Raw genomic sequence first — 17,354 nt, 5'->3', positions numbered from 1 at the left:
CCCGGAGCGTTTTTCTCCCCGGTACGCGTCGACCGTCCTCAGCCGCCCAATTGTGGCGGGGGCATCAGGTTCAGGCTCACCTGGCGCGCGAAAACCTCGCGCATCACGCTCAGTGAATAGAGATGGGCATAGATCAGCGGCAACAGCCCCGACTGGACCATCTTGCGCAGCTGGTCGCCGCGCAGGGCGGTCAGCTTTTCCTCGTTGATCATGCGAAACCCCCGATAGACGAACGGCGCGCCGGCGCCCTCGGGCTGGATCGTCACTTCGCCGTCCTGGAGCAGGTCGAGCGCCTCGATCTCCTTCATGAACGCGGCGGTGCGCTGGCCGGCTTCCTCGAACTGTTCGTTGAACTGCAGGATCGCCTTGACGATGTCGGTCGCCTCGCCGTCCTTGAACAGCGGCTCGCCATCCTCGAATTCGCCCAGCGACGGCGAGGTCGGGTCGAAGCACAAGGTCAGCTCCTGCGCGTCGGGCCGCAGCCGCGCGAGCATGTAGGGATAGCGGCGGATATAAGCGGGAATGTACAGATAGGGGTCTCGCGCCATGCCCCGTTCGTCGATGAACACGTTGAAGCCCTCGTTCAGCGCCATCAGCCCCAAGGGTATGCTGTCGGACCCGGCCGAAAAGACGATCGGCATGAACCGCTGGACCAGCGCGAATTCGTCGACCGTGACCGGGACCGCATGCTGCGAGGCGAGGAACGGCGCGCCCTCGATCGCACGGAGGCGGAACGTGCCGTGCGCCTCGCTCGAAAGCGGCTCGAGCGCGTTGTAGAACAGGGGAAGCGATTGTTGCGGCGCGCTGGCCATGGCGTGACTCCAGTCGATTCAAGCAAAAGCGGGCACGCCGCCATTGGCGCCAGCGCTCTATGGCGGCGAAGCGCCCGGCGCAAGCGTGACCAGCTTGCCGGGATTGAGCAGCTCGCCGGGATCGAACGCGGCCTTGATCGCCCGGAGCGCCGTCATTCTGGCCGGCGACGACAGCCGGGCCAGCTCGTCGCGCTTCATCTGGCCGATGCCGTGTTCGGCAGAGATCGACCCGCCCGCCGCCGTCACCAGGTCATACACCATCCGGCTGGCGGGCTCGCCGACCGCCGCGCGCCACGGGCCGGGCTCGGCGCCGGCGGGAGCGTTCACGTGAAAGTGGATGTTGCCGTCGCCGAGATGCCCAAAGCCGGTCGCCCGGACCCCGGGAAAGGCTTGCTCGACGGTCTGCGCGGCGCTGATCATGAATCCCGGCATCGCATCGACCGGCACCGAGATGTCGTGCGCCATGGTCGGGCCTTCGGCCCGTTCCGCTTCGGATATCGCATCACGCAAGCGCCAGAACGCCGCCGCCTGCGCCTCGTTGGCCGCGACCACCGCATCCTGCGCCAGGCCGGTGGTCAGGACGTGATTGAGGAGGTCCTCCAGCGCCGGACGCGCGCCGTCGTGATCGTCGCCCGCGACATAGTCGACCAGCACCAGCCAGGCATGTCTGCCCGTCAGGGGCGGGCGCGTTCCCGGGATGTGCTTGAGCACCAGGTCGAGCGCTTCCCCGGGCACCAGCTCGAAACTCTCAATCGCTTCCCGCGACCCGGCTTCCATCGTGCGCAGGATGGCGAGCGCGTCGGCGGGGGAGGCCGTGCCGATCCAGCCCGTCGCCCGGTCCACGGCCGCCGGCACCAGTCGGAGAGTGGCGGCGGTGACGACGCCCAGCGTGCCCTCCGCGCCGATCAGCAGCTGCGTCAGGTCATAGCCGCGATTGTCTTTCTTCAAGGGCGCCAGCCCGTCATGGACCGATCCGTCGGGCAATACAGCTTCCACCCCGGCGACCAGCGCGCGCATCGTCCCGAACCGCAACACCTGCGTGCCGCCGGCATTGGTCGAGACCAGGCCGCCGATCGTCGCGCTGCCCCGCGCGCCCAGCGTCAGCGGGAACCGCATGCCCCCGGCCAGCGCCGCGTCGTGCAGGTCGCTGAGGATCACGCCGGCTTCGGCAATCGCCAGCCCGGCTTCGGGTTCGACCGCGCGCAGCCGGTTCATTCTGCGCAGCGACAGGATCAGCGCCGATCCGTCCTCAGGCGGTGTAGCCCCCCCGACCATCGACGTGTTGCCGCCCTGGGGCACCAGCGCGACGCCCAGTTCGCGTGCCCGGCCGAGGATCAGGCTGACCCCGTCGACAGCATTCGGTGCCAGGATCGCCGCCGCCCGGCCGTGATAACGACCGCGCCAGTCGATCGTCCACGGCGCGACGTCAAAGGGGTCGGTCACCACCGCGCCGTTGCCCAGCGCGGCGCGGACGGCATCGATCAAGGTGGCTTGTGCAGGTGTCATTTCAGGCACTCATGAGGCAAGTTCATTTGCCGTTCAATCGCTGGCGTTACCACGCCGTGCGATGACTTATCACGCCGCCGCCGCGATGATGCTGATCGCCGCCATGATGACGGTCGACGCCTCCCCCGATATTCCCGCCGATGGTGTCGAGCCGGCCCAGATCGTGCGCGGCCGGATCATCGTGCGCGTTCCGCGGCTGCCGCGGGCGCCGGAGCCGGCGGTGAGCACCCCCCCGCCGCCGACCGAGTGGCGCGAGCGCAAGGGACCCAAATGCATCACCGCCGCTCGCCTGCGCGGGGCGATCGTCACCGGTGACGATCAGGTCGACCTGGTGCTCGCTGGCAACGAACGTGTGCGCGCCAAGCTCAAGGGTGATTGTCCGGCGCTGGGCTTCTATGGTGGGTTCTACCTGAAGCCGGCGGGCGACGGCGATGTCTGCGCGGGTCGTGACGTGGTCCGCTCGCGGTCCGGCGGGTTGTGCGAGATTGCGCGGTTCAGGCGATTGCAGGCCAAGCGATGATGGTCGCCGATCGGGGCAGTTGACGACCGCGTCCGGCACCAAAAACTTGACAAGCCACGCCCAATCCGCGAGCCCGCGCGATGCGAGTGGTGCATCGGCGCGCCGCGACTGTTCCGGATATTCCATGCCCTTTGCCGATCTCGGCCTTTCGGACGAACTGCTCCGCGCAGTGAGCGAGGCCGGCTATGACGAGCCGACGCCGATCCAGGCGCAGGCGATCCCCAGTGTGCTGATGATGCGCGACATCGTCGGCGTCGCCCAGACCGGCACCGGCAAGACCGCGAGTTTCGTGCTGCCGATGATCGATATCCTGGCCCAGGGCCGCAGCCGCGCGCGGATGCCGCGCAGCCTGATCCTGGAGCCGACGCGAGAGCTTGCCGCGCAGGTCGCCGAGAATTTCGAGAAATACGGCAAGTATCACAAGCTGAGCATGGCGCTGCTGATCGGCGGCGTATCGATGGGCGACCAGGTCAAGGCGCTGGAAAGGGGCGTGGACGTGCTGATTGCGACCCCGGGCCGCCTGATGGATCTGTTCGGGCGCGGCAACATCCTGCTTACCGGCTGTTCGATGCTGGTGATCGACGAGGCGGACCGGATGCTCGACATGGGGTTCATCCCCGATATCGAGGAGATTTGCAGCAAGCTCCCCAAGCAGCGCCAGACGCTGTTATTCTCGGCGACAATGCCGCCGCCGATCAAGAAGCTGGCCGACAAGTTCCTTGATAATCCCAAGCAGGTCGAGGTCTCGCGCCCGGCATCGACCAGCCTGAACATCACCCAATGGCTGGTCCCCGTGGCGAGCACCGGTCATGCCAAGCGCGAGCGCCTGCGCGAGCTGCTGGGGCAGGAGGAGGTCGCCAACGCGATCATCTTCTGCAACCGCAAGACCACCGTGCGCGAGCTCAACAAGAGCCTCAAGCAGCATGGCTATCGTGCCGGCGAGATCCACGGCGACATGGAACAATCGGCACGCATCGCCGAGCTCGACCGGTTCAAACGGGGCGACATCAACATCCTGGTCGCGTCCGACGTCGCCGCGCGCGGGCTCGACATCAAGGGCGTCAGCCACGTCTTCAACTTCGACGCGCCCTGGCATCCCGACGATTATGTCCACCGCATCGGTCGTACCGGCCGGGCCGGCGCCACCGGCACCGCCTATACGCTGATCGCGTCCGAGGACGCTGAGAACATCCAGCATATCGAAAAGCTTACCGGACAGCAGATACCTCGGCTGACCCAAGCGGCGCCCGAGCGCGAGGAACCGGCGGATCGCCCGCCGCCACGCCGCGAACGCACGACGCGCGCGCGCCCCGCAGATCCCCGGGTTCAGGAGGCCCCACGCCCCCGCCGTCCGGAGGCCAGGGCTGCCGAGGCGGCGCCTGCACCGCGCGCGGCGGAGCGCGTGCGCCGCGACGATCCGCGCGGTCGCCCGCGCCGCGATCATCAGGCGGACGATGGTCCCGACAATGGCTGGAACGGGCCGGTTCCCGATTTCCTCAGCGCCAAGCTGACCACGCCCTGAGCAGCCGGGGCGTGGCGGTGCCCGACTTCATCACGATCATGCCCGTCGAGCGGATCGACAGCCCATGCATCAACATCTGCCGCATCGACGACCGCCGCTGCACGGGATGCCGGCGATCGCTCGATGAGATCGCAAGATGGACGACGATGACCGCCACCGAACGATCGGCGATCATGGCGGCGCTGCCCACACGCTAGGTGTAGAGTGCGTCTTGTTCAGGCGGCATCGGCCCGCTCCCGTCAAGGACGGACAAAGCCTAGTGTTTCTGGCAGTGCGACGTCGTGTAATCGGTTATCGCCGACAGCAAGGCGGTGACCACGAAGGCGAGGTGGATGATCGTCATCCACATGACCTGCGCATTACCGGCCGCGCCGGTGCTGAGCGCCATGAACAGCTTGAGCAACTGGATGCCCGAGATTGCGACGATTGACGCGAACAGCTTGAGCTTCAGCCCGCTGAAGCTGGTGGTGCCCATCCAGCCTGGGCGATCCTCATGCCCGTCGGTATTGATCTTCGACACGAAATTCTCATAGCCGGCCAGGATGACGACCACGACCAGATTGGCCGCCAGCGTCAGGTCGAGCAGCGTCAGCAGCTTCAGGATCGAGGTTTCGACCGTCATCACGGCCACGTGGAGCACCGCATCGAAGAGTTCGCGCAAGAATACGGCCAGCAGGATGAACAGTCCGCCGACCATCCCCAGATAGAAGGGCGCAAGCAGCCAGCGCGACCCGAACAGGATCGTTTCGAACATATGTTCAAGCCGCTTGATCATCATTCCCCCCTGCCAAGCCCGTCCGGCGTCGGAAAGCCGTGCGGGCGTTGGTCGATCAAGGCATCTTAAAGCGCCTTGCCGAGCAGCACGAGCAGCCTTGCCCACGCCTTTTCGGCCTGCGCCGCATCGTATACGCGGCTGTCGGGCGGGCACCAGCCGTGCATCGTACCGGCATATACCTCGACCTCGGCGGGGCGCTTGGCGGCGTCGAACGCGCCACGCAGCGTGGTCTTATCGGTCGGCGCCTTGTCGTCGTCGTTGGCGGCTATGGCGATTAGATAATCGGCCTTGGTCGTGGGGATCAGCAAGTGCGGACTGTCGGGCTTTTCGGTGACCAGACCGCCGCCATGGAAGCTTCCCACCGCGCGGATGCGATCGGCGCGCGCCGCGGCGGTGCGAAAGGCGATCGGCCCGCCCATGCAATAACCGGTCACGCCGATGCCGCGCCTGGCGTCGACCTGGGGCTGCTGGTCGAGGAACGCGACGAAGGCGGTGGCGTCCCGCACCGTGCCGTCGGTGCCGAGCGCCTGGACGAAGGGCATGATCCTGGCGCGGACATCGGGCTGGTCGAACGATTCGCCGGGCTTCAGGAACGGCGACCGGGTCGAGCGGTAGAATTGGTTGACGACCAGGACGGCATAGCCCGATTGCGCCAGCCGGTCGGCCATCTGGCGGAAAGCGGGGCGCAGGCCCATGATGTCGGGCCAGATCAGCACGCCGGGCGACTTGCCCGTCCTGGGCGCCACGAAATAGGCGTCGGCATCGCCGTCCGGGGTAGTGATCGCGACGTCCCTGCCCGCCACCGGCCGGGCGTCGGCGGGCGCGGGCAGCATCATGACCAGCCCCGCCGCGCCCGACATCGCGCCGAACTGGCGACGCGACACGCCCGCCTCGGCCAGGTGCCGGTCGTTATCGGCAGCGGTGATTTCGTCGCACATCGAACAGTCTCCTGCGAGTCGCCCCCCGGCAAGCTGGCCGCACCCTAGGAGGCAGACCGACAGATTACGAGGCCGGGATGGCACAGAAGATCGTGACGAAGGCCGTGGCCCGCGTTATTTCCGCCGCCGCGCATCATTTCGCGGCCATACCCGTACCTGCTGGCGCGTCGGTCAACGAACCCCGCCTACAGGAGAATCCCATGAAGCATCCATTCCGCACGTCGCTTGCCGCCGCCGCCCTCGTCATGGGCAGCAGCGCGATCGCGCTCGCCCCCAAGAACCCGATGGTCGGCGGCGCCGCGATGTACCCGACCAAGACGATCGTCGAGAATGCGGTCAATTCAAAGGACCACACCATTCTGGTCGCCGCGGTGAAGGCCGCCGGCCTGGTCGAGACGCTGTCGGGCCCGGGGCCGTTCACGGTGTTCGCGCCGACCAACGCGGCGTTCAAGAAGCTGCCTGCCGGCACCGTCGACACGCTGCTGAAGCCTGAGAACAAGGAAATGCTGACCGGCATCCTGACCTATCACGTCGTACCGGGTCGGATCAGCTCGGCCGACATCGCCGCCAAGGCAAAGGCCAATGGCGGGACCGCGACCTACACGACCGTCCAGGGCGGCACGCTGTCCTTCATGAAGTCCGGTACGGGCTTCATGGTGATGGACGCCAAGGGCGGCGCGGCGAAGATCACGATCGCCAACGTCTATCAGTCGAACGGTGTGATCCACGTCATCGACACGGTGCTGATGCCGTAGGAGTTCATCTGTAAACCCGCGGAAGAGCGACTTTAGATACGGCACCGGCCCGCTCCCCCTCCCGGCCACCCATCAGGATACTAAGTGGGTGGCCGGGAGGGGGAGGGGGAGCGGGCCGGCACCGCGAAACGCGCCCCGGCGCGTTTTCAAAAACACCCTCCAAGCGCGGCCGATCGCGGCCCCTTCGTCCTGGCGAAGGGGCCGTTCTTCACGGGACCAGCAGGCCCGCCAGCGCCGCCGACATCAGATTGGCGAGGCTGCCCGCCGCGAGCGCGCGGATGCCGAGCTTGGCGATCATCGGCCGCTGATTGGGCGCAAGGCTGCCGGTCGAGGCCATCTGGATCGCGATCGACGAGAAATTGGCGAACCCGCACAGCGCGAAGGTGACGATCGCGGTTGATCGCGGGCTGAGCGTGGTGACCTTGCCGAGGTCGGCAAAGGCGACGAACTCGTTGAGCACCACCTTGGTGCCGAGCAGGCCGCCGGCCGTCCCCGCCTCGTTCCAGGGGATGTTGAGCAGCCAGGCGACCGGTGCGAGGATCACGCCCAGCACCCCCTGGAAGCTGAGGTCGGGATGGCCGAACCAGCCGCCGACAAAGCCCAGCAGGCCGTTGGCCAGCGCCACCAGCGACACGAACGCCAGCACCATCGCGGCGACCGCGACCGCGATCTTGACGCCGGTCTGCGCGCCCATTGCGGCGGCCATGATGACGTTGGACGCGCGCTCTTCCTCGTCGGCGTCCGCCGCGCGGATCGCGTGATCCTCCTGCGCGAGTACCGGATTGCCGTCGCCCAGCGGCAGTTCGCCGTCGGCGACGCGCGGATCGGGCATGATGATCTTGGCCATCAGCAGCCCGCCCGGCGCCGACATGAACGACGCCGCGAGCAGATAGGGCAGCGACGCCGGGCCGAGCAGCAGCGCATAGGCTGCCAGGATGGTGCCCGCGACCCCGGCCATGCCGACCGACATCACCGCGAACAGCTGCGACGGCGTCAGCCGCGCGAGATAGGGCCGGATCACCAGCGGCGCCTCCGACTGGCCGACGAAGATGTTGGCCGCCGCACATAGCGACTCGACCTTGCTGATTCCGACCACCTTTTCGATCGCCCCGCCGACCCAGCGGATGACGACCTGCATGACGCCGAGATGATAGAGCACCGACACGAGCGCGGCGAAGAAGATGATTACCGGCAGCGCCGAGATGGCGAAGGCGTGGCCGAAGGTGGGATCGGTGGCGAGCGGGCCGAAGATCACCTTGGTGCCTTCGCCGGCATAGCCGAGCAGCGCCGACACGCCGCCCGCCATCGCCGCGATCACCGCCTTGCCGGCGGGGACGTACAGCACCAGCACCGCGATCACCGCCTGCAGCGCGAACGCCGCGCCGACCACGCGCGGCCGGATCGCGCGGCGGTCGGTCGACAGCAGGAAGGCGATCGCCAGGATCACGACGATCCCGGCCAGTCCGATCAGCACCCTGGTCATGATGTTCGCCGTCCCCGTTTCGCCCCGCCGCCGCGACGCCCGGCACCGGTATGGCGATAAAATCCGTCGACGCCAGCCTCTACCGACGCCCGCACGCCCGTGCCGACGGCGGCCCTCGCCAATTGACGCACGGGCGATTCCGGCTAGCCTCGCGGCGCATGGACAGTCCGGCCCCCGCCATCCCGCGCTCGCTCTTCGCCTTTGCGATCTTCTATGGCGGGATGGTGTGTATCGCCGGGGTGCTCGGCAACAAGCAGGTGGCGCTCGGGCCGCTGTCGGCGCTGGGGCCGGTGATCGGGCTGGGGCCGCTGGCGATCGAGGCGGGGATCTTCGCCTTCCTGCTGCTGGTCGTGGTGTCGAGCGCGGTGGCCGAGCTGCACGGGCCGGCGACCGCCACCCGGCTGGTCCGGTTCGGCTTTGTGCCCCTGATCGTGTCGATCCTGCTGTCGCTGGCGGTGCTGACGATCCCCGCCGCCGCCGACATGGACCCGGCACGCCGGGATGCCTTTGCGCTGATGATGGGAGGGACGCCGCGCATCTGGATCGGCGGGATCATCTCCTACGGCATCTCGCAGACGCTCAACGTCACGATCTTCGGCTTCCTGAAGGGGCGCGAGGGGCAGCGGCTGCTTTGGCTGCGCGCGGGGGTCGCCGGCGTGCTCAGCCAGATCGTCGACACGCTGTTGTTCGTCAGCATCGCCTTTCTGGGGGTGTTTCCGATCCGCGAGCTGCTGATCGGGCAGATGGTGGTGAAGGTGCTGCTGTCGGCGGTGCTGGTGCCGCTGCTGGTCTATGCCTTCGTCGCGCTCGGCCGGCGCCTGGACCGATAGCCGTCGCCTCGGCTTTCGCAGGAGGGACGAATTGGCTAGGGGCCGCGCGATGACCGACAACCGTCCGCCCCCCGCCTTGCTCGCCAAGGCCGAAACGCTGGTCGAGGCGCTGCCGTACCTGCAACGTTATGCCGGCCAGACCTTCGTCATCAAATATGGCGGCCACGCCATGGGCGACCGCGAGGCGCAGCGCGACTTTGCCGAGGATGTCGTGCTGCTGAAGGCGGTGGGCATCAACCCGGTGGTCGTCCATGGCGGCGGTCCGCAGATCGGCGCGATGCTCAAGCGGCTGGGGGTCGAATCGAGGTTCGTCGGGGGCTTGCGCGTCACCGATGCGGCGACCGCCGAAGTCGCCGAGATGGTCTTGGCGGGCAAGATCAACAAGGAGATCGTCGGCTGGATCGCGGCGCTGGGCGGACGCGCGGTCGGCATATCGGGCAAGGACGCCAATTTGGTGATCGCCGAAAAGGTCACGGGACGCGAAGCCGATCCCAATTCAGGGATCGAACGCCATGTCGACCTGGGCTTTGTCGGCGAACCCGTTTCGGTCGACGCCACGATCCTGCGCAACCTGGCCAAGGACGGCTTCATCCCGGTGGTGGCACCGGTCGCGCTCGGCGCGGACGGCGCGACCTACAACATCAATGCCGACACGATGGCCGGCGCGATTGCGGGCGAACTGGGTGCGACGCGTTTCTTCCTGTTGACCGACGTGGCGGGCGTGCTGGACAAGGCCGGTGAGCTCCAGACCGACCTGGACCGCGTGGGCATCGCCGCGCTGAAGCGCGACGGCACGATTTCGGGCGGGATGATCCCCAAGGTCGACACGTGCGTCGCGGCGGTCGCGGCGGGGGTGGAGGCGGCGGTGATTCTGGACGGACGCGTGCCGCACGCGATGCTGCTGGAGATCTTCACCCGGCGCGGCGCGGGCACGCTGGTCCGGGCATGATGCACGGGGGCTGGCCGCCCGCTGCTTGTTCCTCTATCGATGCGCGACACTTTCGGAGCTTCCCTTGATCACCCTCCTGCAAATCATCCAGGTGCTGCTCGACGTGATCTGGTGGATCATCGTCATCCAGGCGGTGTTGTCGTGGCTGATCGCGTTCAACGTCATCAACACCTATAACGACCTGGTGCGGACGATCTGGCTGGCGCTGCAGCGCATGACCGAGCCGCTGTACCGGCCGATCCGGCGCATCCTGCCCGATTTCGGCGCGCTCGACCTGTCGCCGCTGGTCGTGCTGCTGGTGATCGGCATCCTGTCGCGGATCGTCATCCCCAATATCGCCGCCTGGTATCTGGGCAGCGGCGCGATCTGATCCGCTGGCGCGGATCGCCGCCGCGCTCTATCACCCCTGACCATGACGGCCGAGATCATCGACGGCAAGGCGTTCGCCGCCCGCCTGCATCAGCGCATTGCCGCGCAGGTCGCAGCGTTCGCGGCGGCGGCGGGACGCGCGCCGGGGCTGGCGGTGGTGCTGGTCGGCGACGACCCGGCATCCGCGGTCTATGTCCGCAACAAGCACAAGGCGACGGTCGCCGCCGGGATGGCGAGTTTCGCGCACCGCCTGCCCGCCGACCTGCCGAGGCACGACCTGCTCGCGCTGGTCGACCGGCTGAATGCCGATGTGGCGGTCGACGGCATTCTCGTCCAGCTGCCGCTGCCGGATCACATCGACGCGCGCGTCGTCACCACGCGGATCGATCCCGACAAGGATGTCGACGGCTTCACGCCCGAAAATGCCGGGCGGCTGGCGACGGGACTGCATGGCTTCGTGCCGTGCACCCCGCTCGGGTGCCTGATGTTGCTCAAGGACCGGCTGGGCGACCTGACGGGCATGGACGCCGTGGTGATCGGGCGCTCGAACATCGTCGGCAAGCCGATGGCGCACTTGCTGCTGCGCGAAAGCTGCACCGTCACCGTCGCGCATTCGAAGACGCGCGACCTGCCGGACGTGGTCAGGCGCGCAGACATCGTGGTGGCGGCCGTCGGGCGAGCGGAAATGGTCCGGGGCGACTGGATCAAGCCCGGCGCGATCGTGATCGACGTCGGTATCAACCGCACCGAAGCGGGGCTGGTCGGCGACGTCGATCTTGCCGGCGCGCTGGGCGTGGCGGGGGCGATCACCCCGGTGCCGGGCGGGGTCGGGCCGATGACGATCGCGGTGCTGCTGCGGAATACGCTGGTTTCGGCGTGCCGGCGCGAGGGCGTGCCGTACGACAAGGAGGCGCTGTGATGCTGATGCTCGCCGCCGTCGATCGGCCAGTGGATCGGGTTTCGCAAATGACGCCGCCCAGATGATCGAGCTCTACCTCTCCGCGCTCGTCACCTTCTTTGTCGTGATCGATCCGCCCGGCTGCGCGCCGATCTATGCCGGGTTGACCAGCGGGGCGGCGCCGGCGCAGGCCCGCGCGATGGCGATCCGCGCGGTCGTCGTCGCGTCGATCATCCTGTTCGCGTTCGCCGCGATCGGCGAGGCGATGCTGACCGCGCTGGGCATCAGCCTGTCGGCGTTCCGCATCGCCGGCGGCATCATGCTGTTCCTGATTGCGCTGGAGATGGTGTTCGAGCGCCGCACCGAACGCCGCGAGGACCGCGCCGCCCGGGTTGCCGCGACGCCCGAGGTCGAGGACGTCTCGATCTTCCCGATGGCGATGCCGATGATCGCGGGACCGGGATCGATCGCGTCGGTCATGCTGATGATGAGCCGCAACCACGGCGCCGAGCGCGTCGCGATGGTGCTCGCGGCGCTGGCGACGATCCTGGCGCTGACGCTTGCCGCCTTGCTCGCGGCCACGCCGATGATGCGGTTGCTCGGCACCAGGATCGAGGCGGTGATCACGCGCATCCTGGGCGTGCTGTTGGCCGCGCTGGCGGTGCAGTTCGTGATCGACGGGGTCAGGATCAGCCTGGTTCGGTCGTGAGCAATACTGCCGGCCCGGACGCACCCGGTGGGTACGGTGAATGGCGGCAATATTCGGCTGTCCTACGCCAGGTCCTTGAGCATATCCTGTCCTGCGCGATGAATGCTGCTCAGCCGACGCCTTTGTCGTTCCCGGACTCTTCCAACCGGCGCGCACGTCGCCGCCGATACCGTGAACTTCTGTGAACTTTGGCCGGCTCTCTCAATCGATGCGGAACAGCCGGAGCGGCGATCCGGCGGGCAGGGGCAGGGGGATGAGCCAGTCCGGTCGCTCGCCGTGCGCCAGCCGGTCGTAGAAGCCGCCGGGATTGCGCACGCGATAGATCGTCGATTCGGCCATGTTGGGACAGACCAGCAGCAACGTCGCGCCATGCTTCCTGGCGATCGCGCGGAACTGGTCGGGGCTGCCGTCAAAGGCATGCTGGACGTCGAGGATGGCATCGCCGTTGCGGTGATAGGGACCCGCAATCGCGCTGTGATGGGTGACGGTGATGAGCCGCGGGCCGAGGTCGATGAAGGTGAACACGATCTGCGCCGGATAGGCGTTCAGCGGCTTGAGAAAGCCGATATAGGGGCATCGTCCGCTGGCCCGGTTGATGATCTGGGTCCGCTTGCTGGGGCGATCGATCGGCAGATACGGCAAGGACAGTCCGACAAACGTGCCCGACAGCGCGAGCGCCGTTGCGGCCGTCCCGAACACGCGCACGGGGAGCCAGCGGCTGCGCATCAGCCACGGCACCGCCACCCACAGCAACGCCACCGCGCCGGGCACCGCCAGCATCTGCGCCGCCGGCCCCGCGCGCGCCTGCCACAGCAGCATCGCGCAGGCAAAGGCGGTGAACAGCGCCACCGCCGTCCAGCCGATCGCGCAAGGCGCCCGCCGCGCCCGCCACGCGCCGACGATCGCGCCGACCAGCCCGATGATCGGCAGGGTCACGACCGGGAACACCAGGTTGAACGGATGCTTGTAGATCGGCTTGGCTTCCTTGACATTGTCCAGCCAGTTGCGGACGAGCTCGGGCGAGACCTGTTCGGGGCGGCCCAGGCATTGCGGGAACAGCACGGTGAAGCCCGCGACGATCGCGGCAGCCGCCGTCACGGCCAGCCCGAGCCGCAATGCGCGCGTGGCGGGACTGGCGCGCGCCAGCCCGAACAACAGCGCGCCGGCCGCGACCATCACCGACAGATAGACCGGCGTCAGCGCGTCGCAACGCGCGACCTGGTTGTCGTTCGACGCGAACAGCGCGAAGCCCAGAGCGGTGCCGGCCGCCAGGCTGAGCGCATAGCCCTCGACGCGCGGCGCCTCTGCCCGGTCCCACACCCATTGCAGCGTGATGATCGCCCCGGCCATTGCCGCATAGGGCAGCATCTCCAGCCCGATCGACAGGCTGACCGCGCTTGCCACGCCGACCAGCACGCCGCCGCGCACCCGTCGCGGATCGCACAGCCCGGCGATTGTCAGGCTCAGCATCGCCAGCTGCCAGCCGTGATGGTCGATCCGGTCCGGGTGGAACATGTACATGGTCGAATAGCAGCTGGCGACCAGCAGCACCGTCGCCAGCGGCCAGGCCCGCGGATCGATCAGCCGGCGGGCCGTCGCGCCCAGTCCCAGGATCGCCAGCGACAGCGGCAGCAGCGGCGCGATGCCGCACGCCAGCCGCTCGGCCTCGCCATTGCCCATGAACGGGCGGAACAGCAGGATCATGCCGACGATCGGCAGGTCGACGATCCGGCTCCAGTGGATGTCGAAGCCGCCCGGCGGGTTCATCCGGTAGTTGCGGAGGTCATACCAGCCCTGGCCGCCGAGCAGCGCGCGGACCTGCATCAGCCGCATGTTGTCGTCGGTGTCGCCGAGCCCCAGCGCCTGCACCTGCTGCCAATGCGCGACGAACAGCCAGGTCGCCACGATCGCCCAGGCGACCAGGGCCAGCTTGATCCAATGCCGGTCGATGTCGCGGATCATCTCGCCGCCCCTGCTGGGATTGGGGTTCCGACCCACGACCGTCAAAGATGCTTTCCTCGGCAGATGTCGCACCCTAGGGCGTGCATATCCCCAAGGGCAAGCGAATGACGGCGATCCTCAAGCAATTCCGGACGTGGCGCACCAGCCCGGTGCTGGGTCAGCTGGTGCGGTTCGGCATCGCCGGGGCAATTTCGACCGCAATCTATTCGGCGGCATACCTGCCGCTGGCCCTGTTCGTGTTCGGGCGGCGGCTGTCGGTGCTGGCGGTCCCCCCCGGCTTTCTGGTCGCCGCGGCCGCCGGCTTCGTCCTGCACAGCAAGTGGAGCTTCAGGGGGTATGGCACGCGCGATCCGAGCGGGCGGCAACATGCCAAGTTTATCGCCGTGCAGGGCTTCGGCATGGCGCTGAACCTTGCCTTCACCTGGATCATCACCGGCCCCTTGTTCCACGGCCCGGCGTGGCTGCCGCTGGTCCCGGCGGTGCTGGTGACCCCGATTGCGACCTTCGGGCTCAACCGCCAGCTGGTCTTCAGGTAACATGGACCGCATCGTCTATGATCGGATGGCGCAGCATGATTCCACCCATTGGTGGTATCGCGCCCGGCGCGACATCCTGGCCGACTATCTGACGCGCGAGGGGCAATTGCCGGCGGATGCGCGTATCCTGGAGATCGGCTGCGGCACCGGGCACAACCTGCCGATGCTGGCGCGGTTCGGCCGGGTCGACGCGATCGAGATCGACCCGCAGGCGCGCGCGATCGCCGGCGAGCGGCTGGGCAGGGGGGTCGGCGCCAGCCCGCTTCCCGCGCTTCCCGATGTGCCGCGCGGCGCGTATGACCTGGTCGCGGTGCTCGACGTCATCGAGCATGTCGAGGACGATGTCGCCGCGTTGAAGGCGATGAAGGAGTGCCTCACGCCCGGTGGCAAGATTCTGATCGCGGTGCCTGCGCACCAGTGGATGTGGTCGGCGCACGACGTCGTCAATCACCATCATCGCCGCTATTCGAAGGCCAGCCTGGCGGGGGCGATCCGCGATGCCGGGCTGGCGCCGCGCAAGCTAGGCTATTTCAACTCCTTGCTGTTCCCGCTCGCCGCGACGGCGCGACTGGTGGGGCGGCTGGCGGGTCGTGACGACAGCGACGACGCGCCCCCGCCGCCCGCGGTCAACGCGCTGTTCGAAACGATCTTCCGCCTGGAACGCCATCTGGTCGGGCGCGTGCCGATGACGCCGGGAGTGTCGATCATCGCGCTGGCGGTGCCGTCTTGAGGTGTCCGGCCGTTCAGCCGACCGGCGATCACTCCGCCGCGCGCACCTCGTCCGCCGGCGCGACGACGATTCGCGGCGCGGCCATGGGCTCGGCCGCGCGATAGCCGAGCGTCGCCTCGCCCTGTACCGACCCCGCCACGTCGGCGACCAGGTAGAGCGGCCGCCGCTTCGCCTCGATATATAGCCGGCCCAGATATTCGCCGATCATCCCCAGCACGAACATCTGCACCGCGCCCAGCAGCACGACGATGAAGGCCAGCGACGTCCAGCCCGGCACCGCCGTCCCCGACAGAAAGCCGACCGCGATATAGACCAGCAGCAGCACCGAGGCGCCGGTCAGCGCCAGACCGGCATGGCTGGCAAAGGTCAGCGGCTTGGTCGAGAATCCGGTGACCGCGTCGAACGCCAGCCGCAGCATCTTGGACAAGGGATAATTGGTCTCGCCCGCGAAACGCTCGGCACGATCATAAGCGAACGGCACTTGGCGGAACCCGATCCACGCAACCATGCCGCGGATGAACCGCGCTTGTTCGGGCATCGACAGGAACGCGTCGAGCGCGCGCCTGCTCATCAGCCGGAAATCGCCGGTATCGAGCGGGATCGGCGTGTCGGTGACGCGCGTCAGCATGCGATAGAACAGGGCGGCGGTCGCCTTCTTGAACAACGTTTCGCCCTCGCGCTTGCGGCGCACGGCATAGACCACGTCGGCCGCCTCCGCCGCCATCGTCGCGCGCATCGGACCGAGCAGTTCGGGCGGGTCCTGCAGGTCGGCGTCGATGATCAGGATCTGCTCGCCGGCGCACAGGTCGAGCCCGGCGGTCAGCGCCAGCTGGTGGCCGTGGTTGCGCGACAGGTTGATCGCCACCAGCCGCGGATCGCCGGCCGCCAGCCGCTGCATGATCGCCCAGCTGTCATCCTTCGATCCGTCGTTGATCAGCACCAGTTCGTATTCTTCCCCGACCTCGGCCAGCGCGGCGGCCGACAGGCGGGCGTGGAGATGGTCGAGCGACAGCGCCTCGTTATAGCAGGGGATAATGATTGACAGGCGCGGGCGATGCATGACCCTTGCGTCCTTACGGCGTTCGCGTCCCGGCGTCATCGCCTTTCACAGCCGGGCCGGCCGTGTCCGTCTCGGTTGCGTCCGCCCCCTCGCGCCCGTGCTGCTTGCGCCGCCGCAGGTTGGCGCGCAATTGTACGGCCAGCCGCGCCGCGCGCCCGCCTCCTTTGTCGCGTCCCGGCGGCATGACGCGGGCTCTAGCGCGGACCGGCGCGCCTTGACAATCCGCCACGCCCCGGACAATAGCCGCGCCTCCCGCCGGGCCTCGCCCGCATTGCTGCCGTAGCTCAGTGGTAGAGCGCATCCTTGGTAAGGCTGAGGTCGTGAGTTCAATCCTCACCGGCAGCACCATTTTCAATGACTTGGCCATTCCTTCGGGGACCGAGATCACCTCACGGACAAAAAAGGGATCTTTTAGGGGGGCTTTTCGCACCGCTGTGCGGCCCTCTCGCCTGATATGAGACTGATAGCAGTCATGCCTGACATGCTATTATGTTGCATCACCAACTGAACCGCCGTGGGTTCGTCGTCTTGCTTGTCATCGCTCCACCTTCTCAGAAGTTGGAGCTTCCGACAAACCCGGGGCGGTTCACACCGCGCGCTGTAAAGTAACTCCATCAGGCGCTCAAGGTTGCGGGCGAAATGCTCCGCTTGAATGTCTAGGCCAAGCCAGTCTTTCAGCCATTGTCGTTCAGCTGCGATGACGAAACGACGCGTGTCGATCGGCGCCATCGTTGGCATGCCAACTTGTTTCCTTCCGACATGAAGGAGGAGCAGCCAGAGCCGAACAGGAACGCCAGATTACGCGCGGTCAGCGCGTCTGAGAGTTGACCACGGACGACGCCAGCGGCCGTGTCCCAATCGAATGGTTGATCCATTTTCGAGAGGGCGACCCGCTCGCCGCCTTTCACAAAGCTGAAATCGTCAAGGCTCGTCACATTTGATGCCATCTGAACCGCCCCGGGTTTGCCGGAGGCCATTGGTTGTGAGTCACGCCGCCATA

At 67.5% G+C, this 17,354-nt stretch carries 18 protein-coding genes, 1 tRNA gene and 1 pseudogene; 12 read left to right on the top strand and 8 right to left on the bottom strand.

Annotated elements, in window-relative coordinates; translation table 11 throughout:
• Positions 1–38: 38 nt before the first annotated feature.
• Positions 39–812 (bottom strand): SapC family protein, encoded by a 774-nt coding sequence (locus tag ACFE7K_RS01775; protein WP_375396439.1) that lies wholly within the window; start codon positions 810–812, stop codon positions 39–41.
• A gap of 57 nt (positions 813–869) precedes the next feature.
• Positions 870–2,318 carry an FAD-binding oxidoreductase gene (locus ACFE7K_RS01770; RefSeq protein WP_375396438.1) on the bottom strand — a complete coding sequence of 483 codons (1,449 nt, stop codon included), beginning with the start codon at positions 2,316–2,318 and terminating at the stop codon, positions 870–872.
• A gap of 61 nt (positions 2,319–2,379) precedes the next feature.
• Here ACFE7K_RS01770 and ACFE7K_RS01765 point away from each other — a divergent pair, with 61 nt between their 5' ends.
• The 3 genes from ACFE7K_RS01765 to ACFE7K_RS01755 all read left to right on the top strand — a co-directional run bounded on the left by ACFE7K_RS01765 (position 2,380) and on the right by ACFE7K_RS01755 (position 4,557).
• On the top strand, positions 2,380–2,838 hold the full coding sequence (locus ACFE7K_RS01765; RefSeq protein ID WP_375396437.1) for a hypothetical protein: 459 nt from the start codon (positions 2,380–2,382) through the stop codon (positions 2,836–2,838).
• Positions 2,839–2,962: 124 nt separating this feature from the next.
• Positions 2,963–4,360 carry a DEAD/DEAH box helicase gene (locus ACFE7K_RS01760; RefSeq protein WP_375396436.1) on the top strand — a complete coding sequence of 466 codons (1,398 nt, stop codon included), beginning with the start codon at positions 2,963–2,965 and terminating at the stop codon, positions 4,358–4,360.
• Positions 4,361–4,398: 38 nt separating this feature from the next.
• A complete protein-coding gene (locus ACFE7K_RS01755) occupies positions 4,399–4,557 on the top strand; it encodes a DUF1289 domain-containing protein (RefSeq protein ID WP_375396543.1) in 159 nt (52 codons plus the stop codon).
• A 59-nt stretch (positions 4,558–4,616) separates the two neighbouring features.
• On the opposite strand, the gene ACFE7K_RS01750 is transcribed toward ACFE7K_RS01755, so the two are convergent.
• Together ACFE7K_RS01750 and ACFE7K_RS01745 are read right to left on the bottom strand one after the other, a co-directional pair.
• On the bottom strand, positions 4,617–5,135 hold the full coding sequence (locus ACFE7K_RS01750) for a TIGR00645 family protein (RefSeq protein ID WP_375396435.1): 519 nt from the start codon (positions 5,133–5,135) through the stop codon (positions 4,617–4,619).
• A 65-nt stretch (positions 5,136–5,200) separates the two neighbouring features.
• Positions 5,201–6,073, bottom strand: coding sequence for a dienelactone hydrolase family protein (locus ACFE7K_RS01745; protein ID WP_375396434.1), 873 nt, complete (start codon positions 6,071–6,073; stop codon positions 5,201–5,203).
• A gap of 200 nt (positions 6,074–6,273) precedes the next feature.
• On the opposite strand from ACFE7K_RS01745, the gene ACFE7K_RS01740 reads away from it, so the two are divergent.
• Positions 6,274–6,828 (top strand): fasciclin domain-containing protein, encoded by a 555-nt coding sequence (locus ACFE7K_RS01740; RefSeq protein ID WP_375396433.1) that lies wholly within the window; start codon positions 6,274–6,276, stop codon positions 6,826–6,828.
• A gap of 208 nt (positions 6,829–7,036) precedes the next feature.
• Here the strand turns inward: ACFE7K_RS01740 and ACFE7K_RS01735 are convergent, their stop codons facing one another.
• Complete coding sequence (locus ACFE7K_RS01735) at positions 7,037–8,311, bottom strand: NupC/NupG family nucleoside CNT transporter (protein ID WP_375396432.1); 1,275 nt, start codon at positions 8,309–8,311, stop codon at positions 7,037–7,039.
• Positions 8,312–8,469: 158 nt separating this feature from the next.
• Between ACFE7K_RS01735 and ACFE7K_RS01730 the strand changes: the two genes are divergently transcribed.
• From ACFE7K_RS01730 to ACFE7K_RS01710, 5 genes are all read left to right on the top strand, one after another.
• Entirely contained in the window at positions 8,470–9,141 is a 672-nt protein-coding gene (locus tag ACFE7K_RS01730; protein WP_375396431.1) for a queuosine precursor transporter, read from the top strand.
• A 49-nt stretch (positions 9,142–9,190) separates the two neighbouring features.
• On the top strand, positions 9,191–10,090 hold the full coding sequence (gene argB / locus ACFE7K_RS01725) for an acetylglutamate kinase (RefSeq protein WP_375396430.1): 900 nt from the start codon (positions 9,191–9,193) through the stop codon (positions 10,088–10,090).
• 64 nt (positions 10,091–10,154) lie between these two features.
• Entirely contained in the window at positions 10,155–10,460 is a 306-nt protein-coding gene (locus ACFE7K_RS01720) for a YggT family protein (protein WP_375396429.1), read from the top strand.
• A 42-nt stretch (positions 10,461–10,502) separates the two neighbouring features.
• Positions 10,503–11,378 (top strand): bifunctional methylenetetrahydrofolate dehydrogenase/methenyltetrahydrofolate cyclohydrolase FolD, encoded by an 876-nt coding sequence (folD, locus tag ACFE7K_RS01715; protein ID WP_375396428.1) that lies wholly within the window; start codon positions 10,503–10,505, stop codon positions 11,376–11,378.
• 61 nt (positions 11,379–11,439) lie between these two features.
• Positions 11,440–12,066 (top strand): MarC family protein, encoded by a 627-nt coding sequence (locus ACFE7K_RS01710; RefSeq protein WP_375396427.1) that lies wholly within the window; start codon positions 11,440–11,442, stop codon positions 12,064–12,066.
• Between the two features lie 201 nt (positions 12,067–12,267).
• Here ACFE7K_RS01710 and ACFE7K_RS01705 read toward each other — a convergent pair whose 3' ends face one another.
• The gene (locus tag ACFE7K_RS01705; protein ID WP_375396426.1) at positions 12,268–14,028 is read right to left on the bottom strand and encodes an AcrB/AcrD/AcrF family protein; all 1,761 of its coding nucleotides are present in this window, start codon (positions 14,026–14,028) and stop codon (positions 12,268–12,270) included.
• A 104-nt stretch (positions 14,029–14,132) separates the two neighbouring features.
• Between ACFE7K_RS01705 and ACFE7K_RS01700 the strand changes: the two genes are divergently transcribed.
• Together ACFE7K_RS01700 and ACFE7K_RS01695 are read left to right on the top strand one after the other, a co-directional pair.
• Positions 14,133–14,564 carry a GtrA family protein gene (locus ACFE7K_RS01700; protein WP_375396425.1) on the top strand — a complete coding sequence of 144 codons (432 nt, stop codon included), beginning with the start codon at positions 14,133–14,135 and terminating at the stop codon, positions 14,562–14,564.
• Between the two features lies 1 nt (position 14,565).
• A complete protein-coding gene (locus tag ACFE7K_RS01695; protein ID WP_375396424.1) occupies positions 14,566–15,294 on the top strand; it encodes a class I SAM-dependent methyltransferase in 729 nt (242 codons plus the stop codon).
• Between the two features lie 28 nt (positions 15,295–15,322).
• On the opposite strand, the gene ACFE7K_RS01690 is transcribed toward ACFE7K_RS01695, so the two are convergent.
• Positions 15,323–16,354, bottom strand: coding sequence for a glycosyltransferase family 2 protein (locus tag ACFE7K_RS01690; RefSeq protein ID WP_375396423.1), 1,032 nt, complete (start codon positions 16,352–16,354; stop codon positions 15,323–15,325).
• A 273-nt stretch (positions 16,355–16,627) separates the two neighbouring features.
• On the opposite strand from ACFE7K_RS01690, the gene ACFE7K_RS01685 reads away from it, so the two are divergent.
• A tRNA-Thr gene (locus tag ACFE7K_RS01685) sits at positions 16,628–16,702 on the top strand.
• Between the two features lie 326 nt (positions 16,703–17,028).
• On the opposite strand, the pseudogene ACFE7K_RS01680 reads toward ACFE7K_RS01685, so the two are convergent.
• A pseudogene (locus ACFE7K_RS01680) lies at positions 17,029–17,354 on the bottom strand (hypothetical protein); the annotation flags it as partial.

This window comes from uncultured Sphingomonas sp. (assembly GCF_964244265.1).
GTDB lineage: Bacteria > Pseudomonadota > Alphaproteobacteria > Sphingomonadales > Sphingomonadaceae > Sphingomonas.
Note: the sequence above shows the minus strand (reverse complement) of the source record. Positions and strands in the feature narration are given on the sequence as shown.

Bases quoted from the DNA above. Each gene is read 5' to 3' on its own strand.
- ACFE7K_RS01775 (WP_375396439.1), bottom strand. From the start codon at position 812: ATGGCCAGCGCGCCGCAACAATCGCTTCCCCTGTTCTACAACGCGCTC.
- ACFE7K_RS01770 (WP_375396438.1), bottom strand. From the start codon at position 2,318: ATGACACCTGCACAAGCCACCTTGATCGATGCCGTCCGCGCCGCGCTG.
- ACFE7K_RS01765 (WP_375396437.1), top strand. From the start codon at position 2,380: ATGACTTATCACGCCGCCGCCGCGATGATGCTGATCGCCGCCATGATG.
- ACFE7K_RS01760 (WP_375396436.1), top strand. From the start codon at position 2,963: ATGCCCTTTGCCGATCTCGGCCTTTCGGACGAACTGCTCCGCGCAGTG.
- ACFE7K_RS01755 (WP_375396543.1), top strand. From the start codon at position 4,399: ATGCCCGTCGAGCGGATCGACAGCCCATGCATCAACATCTGCCGCATC.
- ACFE7K_RS01750 (WP_375396435.1), bottom strand. From the start codon at position 5,135: ATGATCAAGCGGCTTGAACATATGTTCGAAACGATCCTGTTCGGGTCG.
- ACFE7K_RS01745 (WP_375396434.1), bottom strand. From the start codon at position 6,073: ATGTGCGACGAAATCACCGCTGCCGATAACGACCGGCACCTGGCCGAG.
- ACFE7K_RS01740 (WP_375396433.1), top strand. From the start codon at position 6,274: ATGAAGCATCCATTCCGCACGTCGCTTGCCGCCGCCGCCCTCGTCATG.
- ACFE7K_RS01735 (WP_375396432.1), bottom strand. From the start codon at position 8,311: ATGACCAGGGTGCTGATCGGACTGGCCGGGATCGTCGTGATCCTGGCG.
- ACFE7K_RS01730 (WP_375396431.1), top strand. From the start codon at position 8,470: ATGGACAGTCCGGCCCCCGCCATCCCGCGCTCGCTCTTCGCCTTTGCG.
- argB (WP_375396430.1), top strand. From the start codon at position 9,191: ATGACCGACAACCGTCCGCCCCCCGCCTTGCTCGCCAAGGCCGAAACG.
- folD (WP_375396428.1), top strand. From the start codon at position 10,503: ATGACGGCCGAGATCATCGACGGCAAGGCGTTCGCCGCCCGCCTGCAT.
- ACFE7K_RS01710 (WP_375396427.1), top strand. From the start codon at position 11,440: ATGATCGAGCTCTACCTCTCCGCGCTCGTCACCTTCTTTGTCGTGATC.
- ACFE7K_RS01705 (WP_375396426.1), bottom strand. From the start codon at position 14,028: ATGATCCGCGACATCGACCGGCATTGGATCAAGCTGGCCCTGGTCGCC.
- ACFE7K_RS01700 (WP_375396425.1), top strand. From the start codon at position 14,133: ATGACGGCGATCCTCAAGCAATTCCGGACGTGGCGCACCAGCCCGGTG.
- ACFE7K_RS01695 (WP_375396424.1), top strand. From the start codon at position 14,566: ATGGACCGCATCGTCTATGATCGGATGGCGCAGCATGATTCCACCCAT.
- ACFE7K_RS01690 (WP_375396423.1), bottom strand. From the start codon at position 16,354: ATGCATCGCCCGCGCCTGTCAATCATTATCCCCTGCTATAACGAGGCG.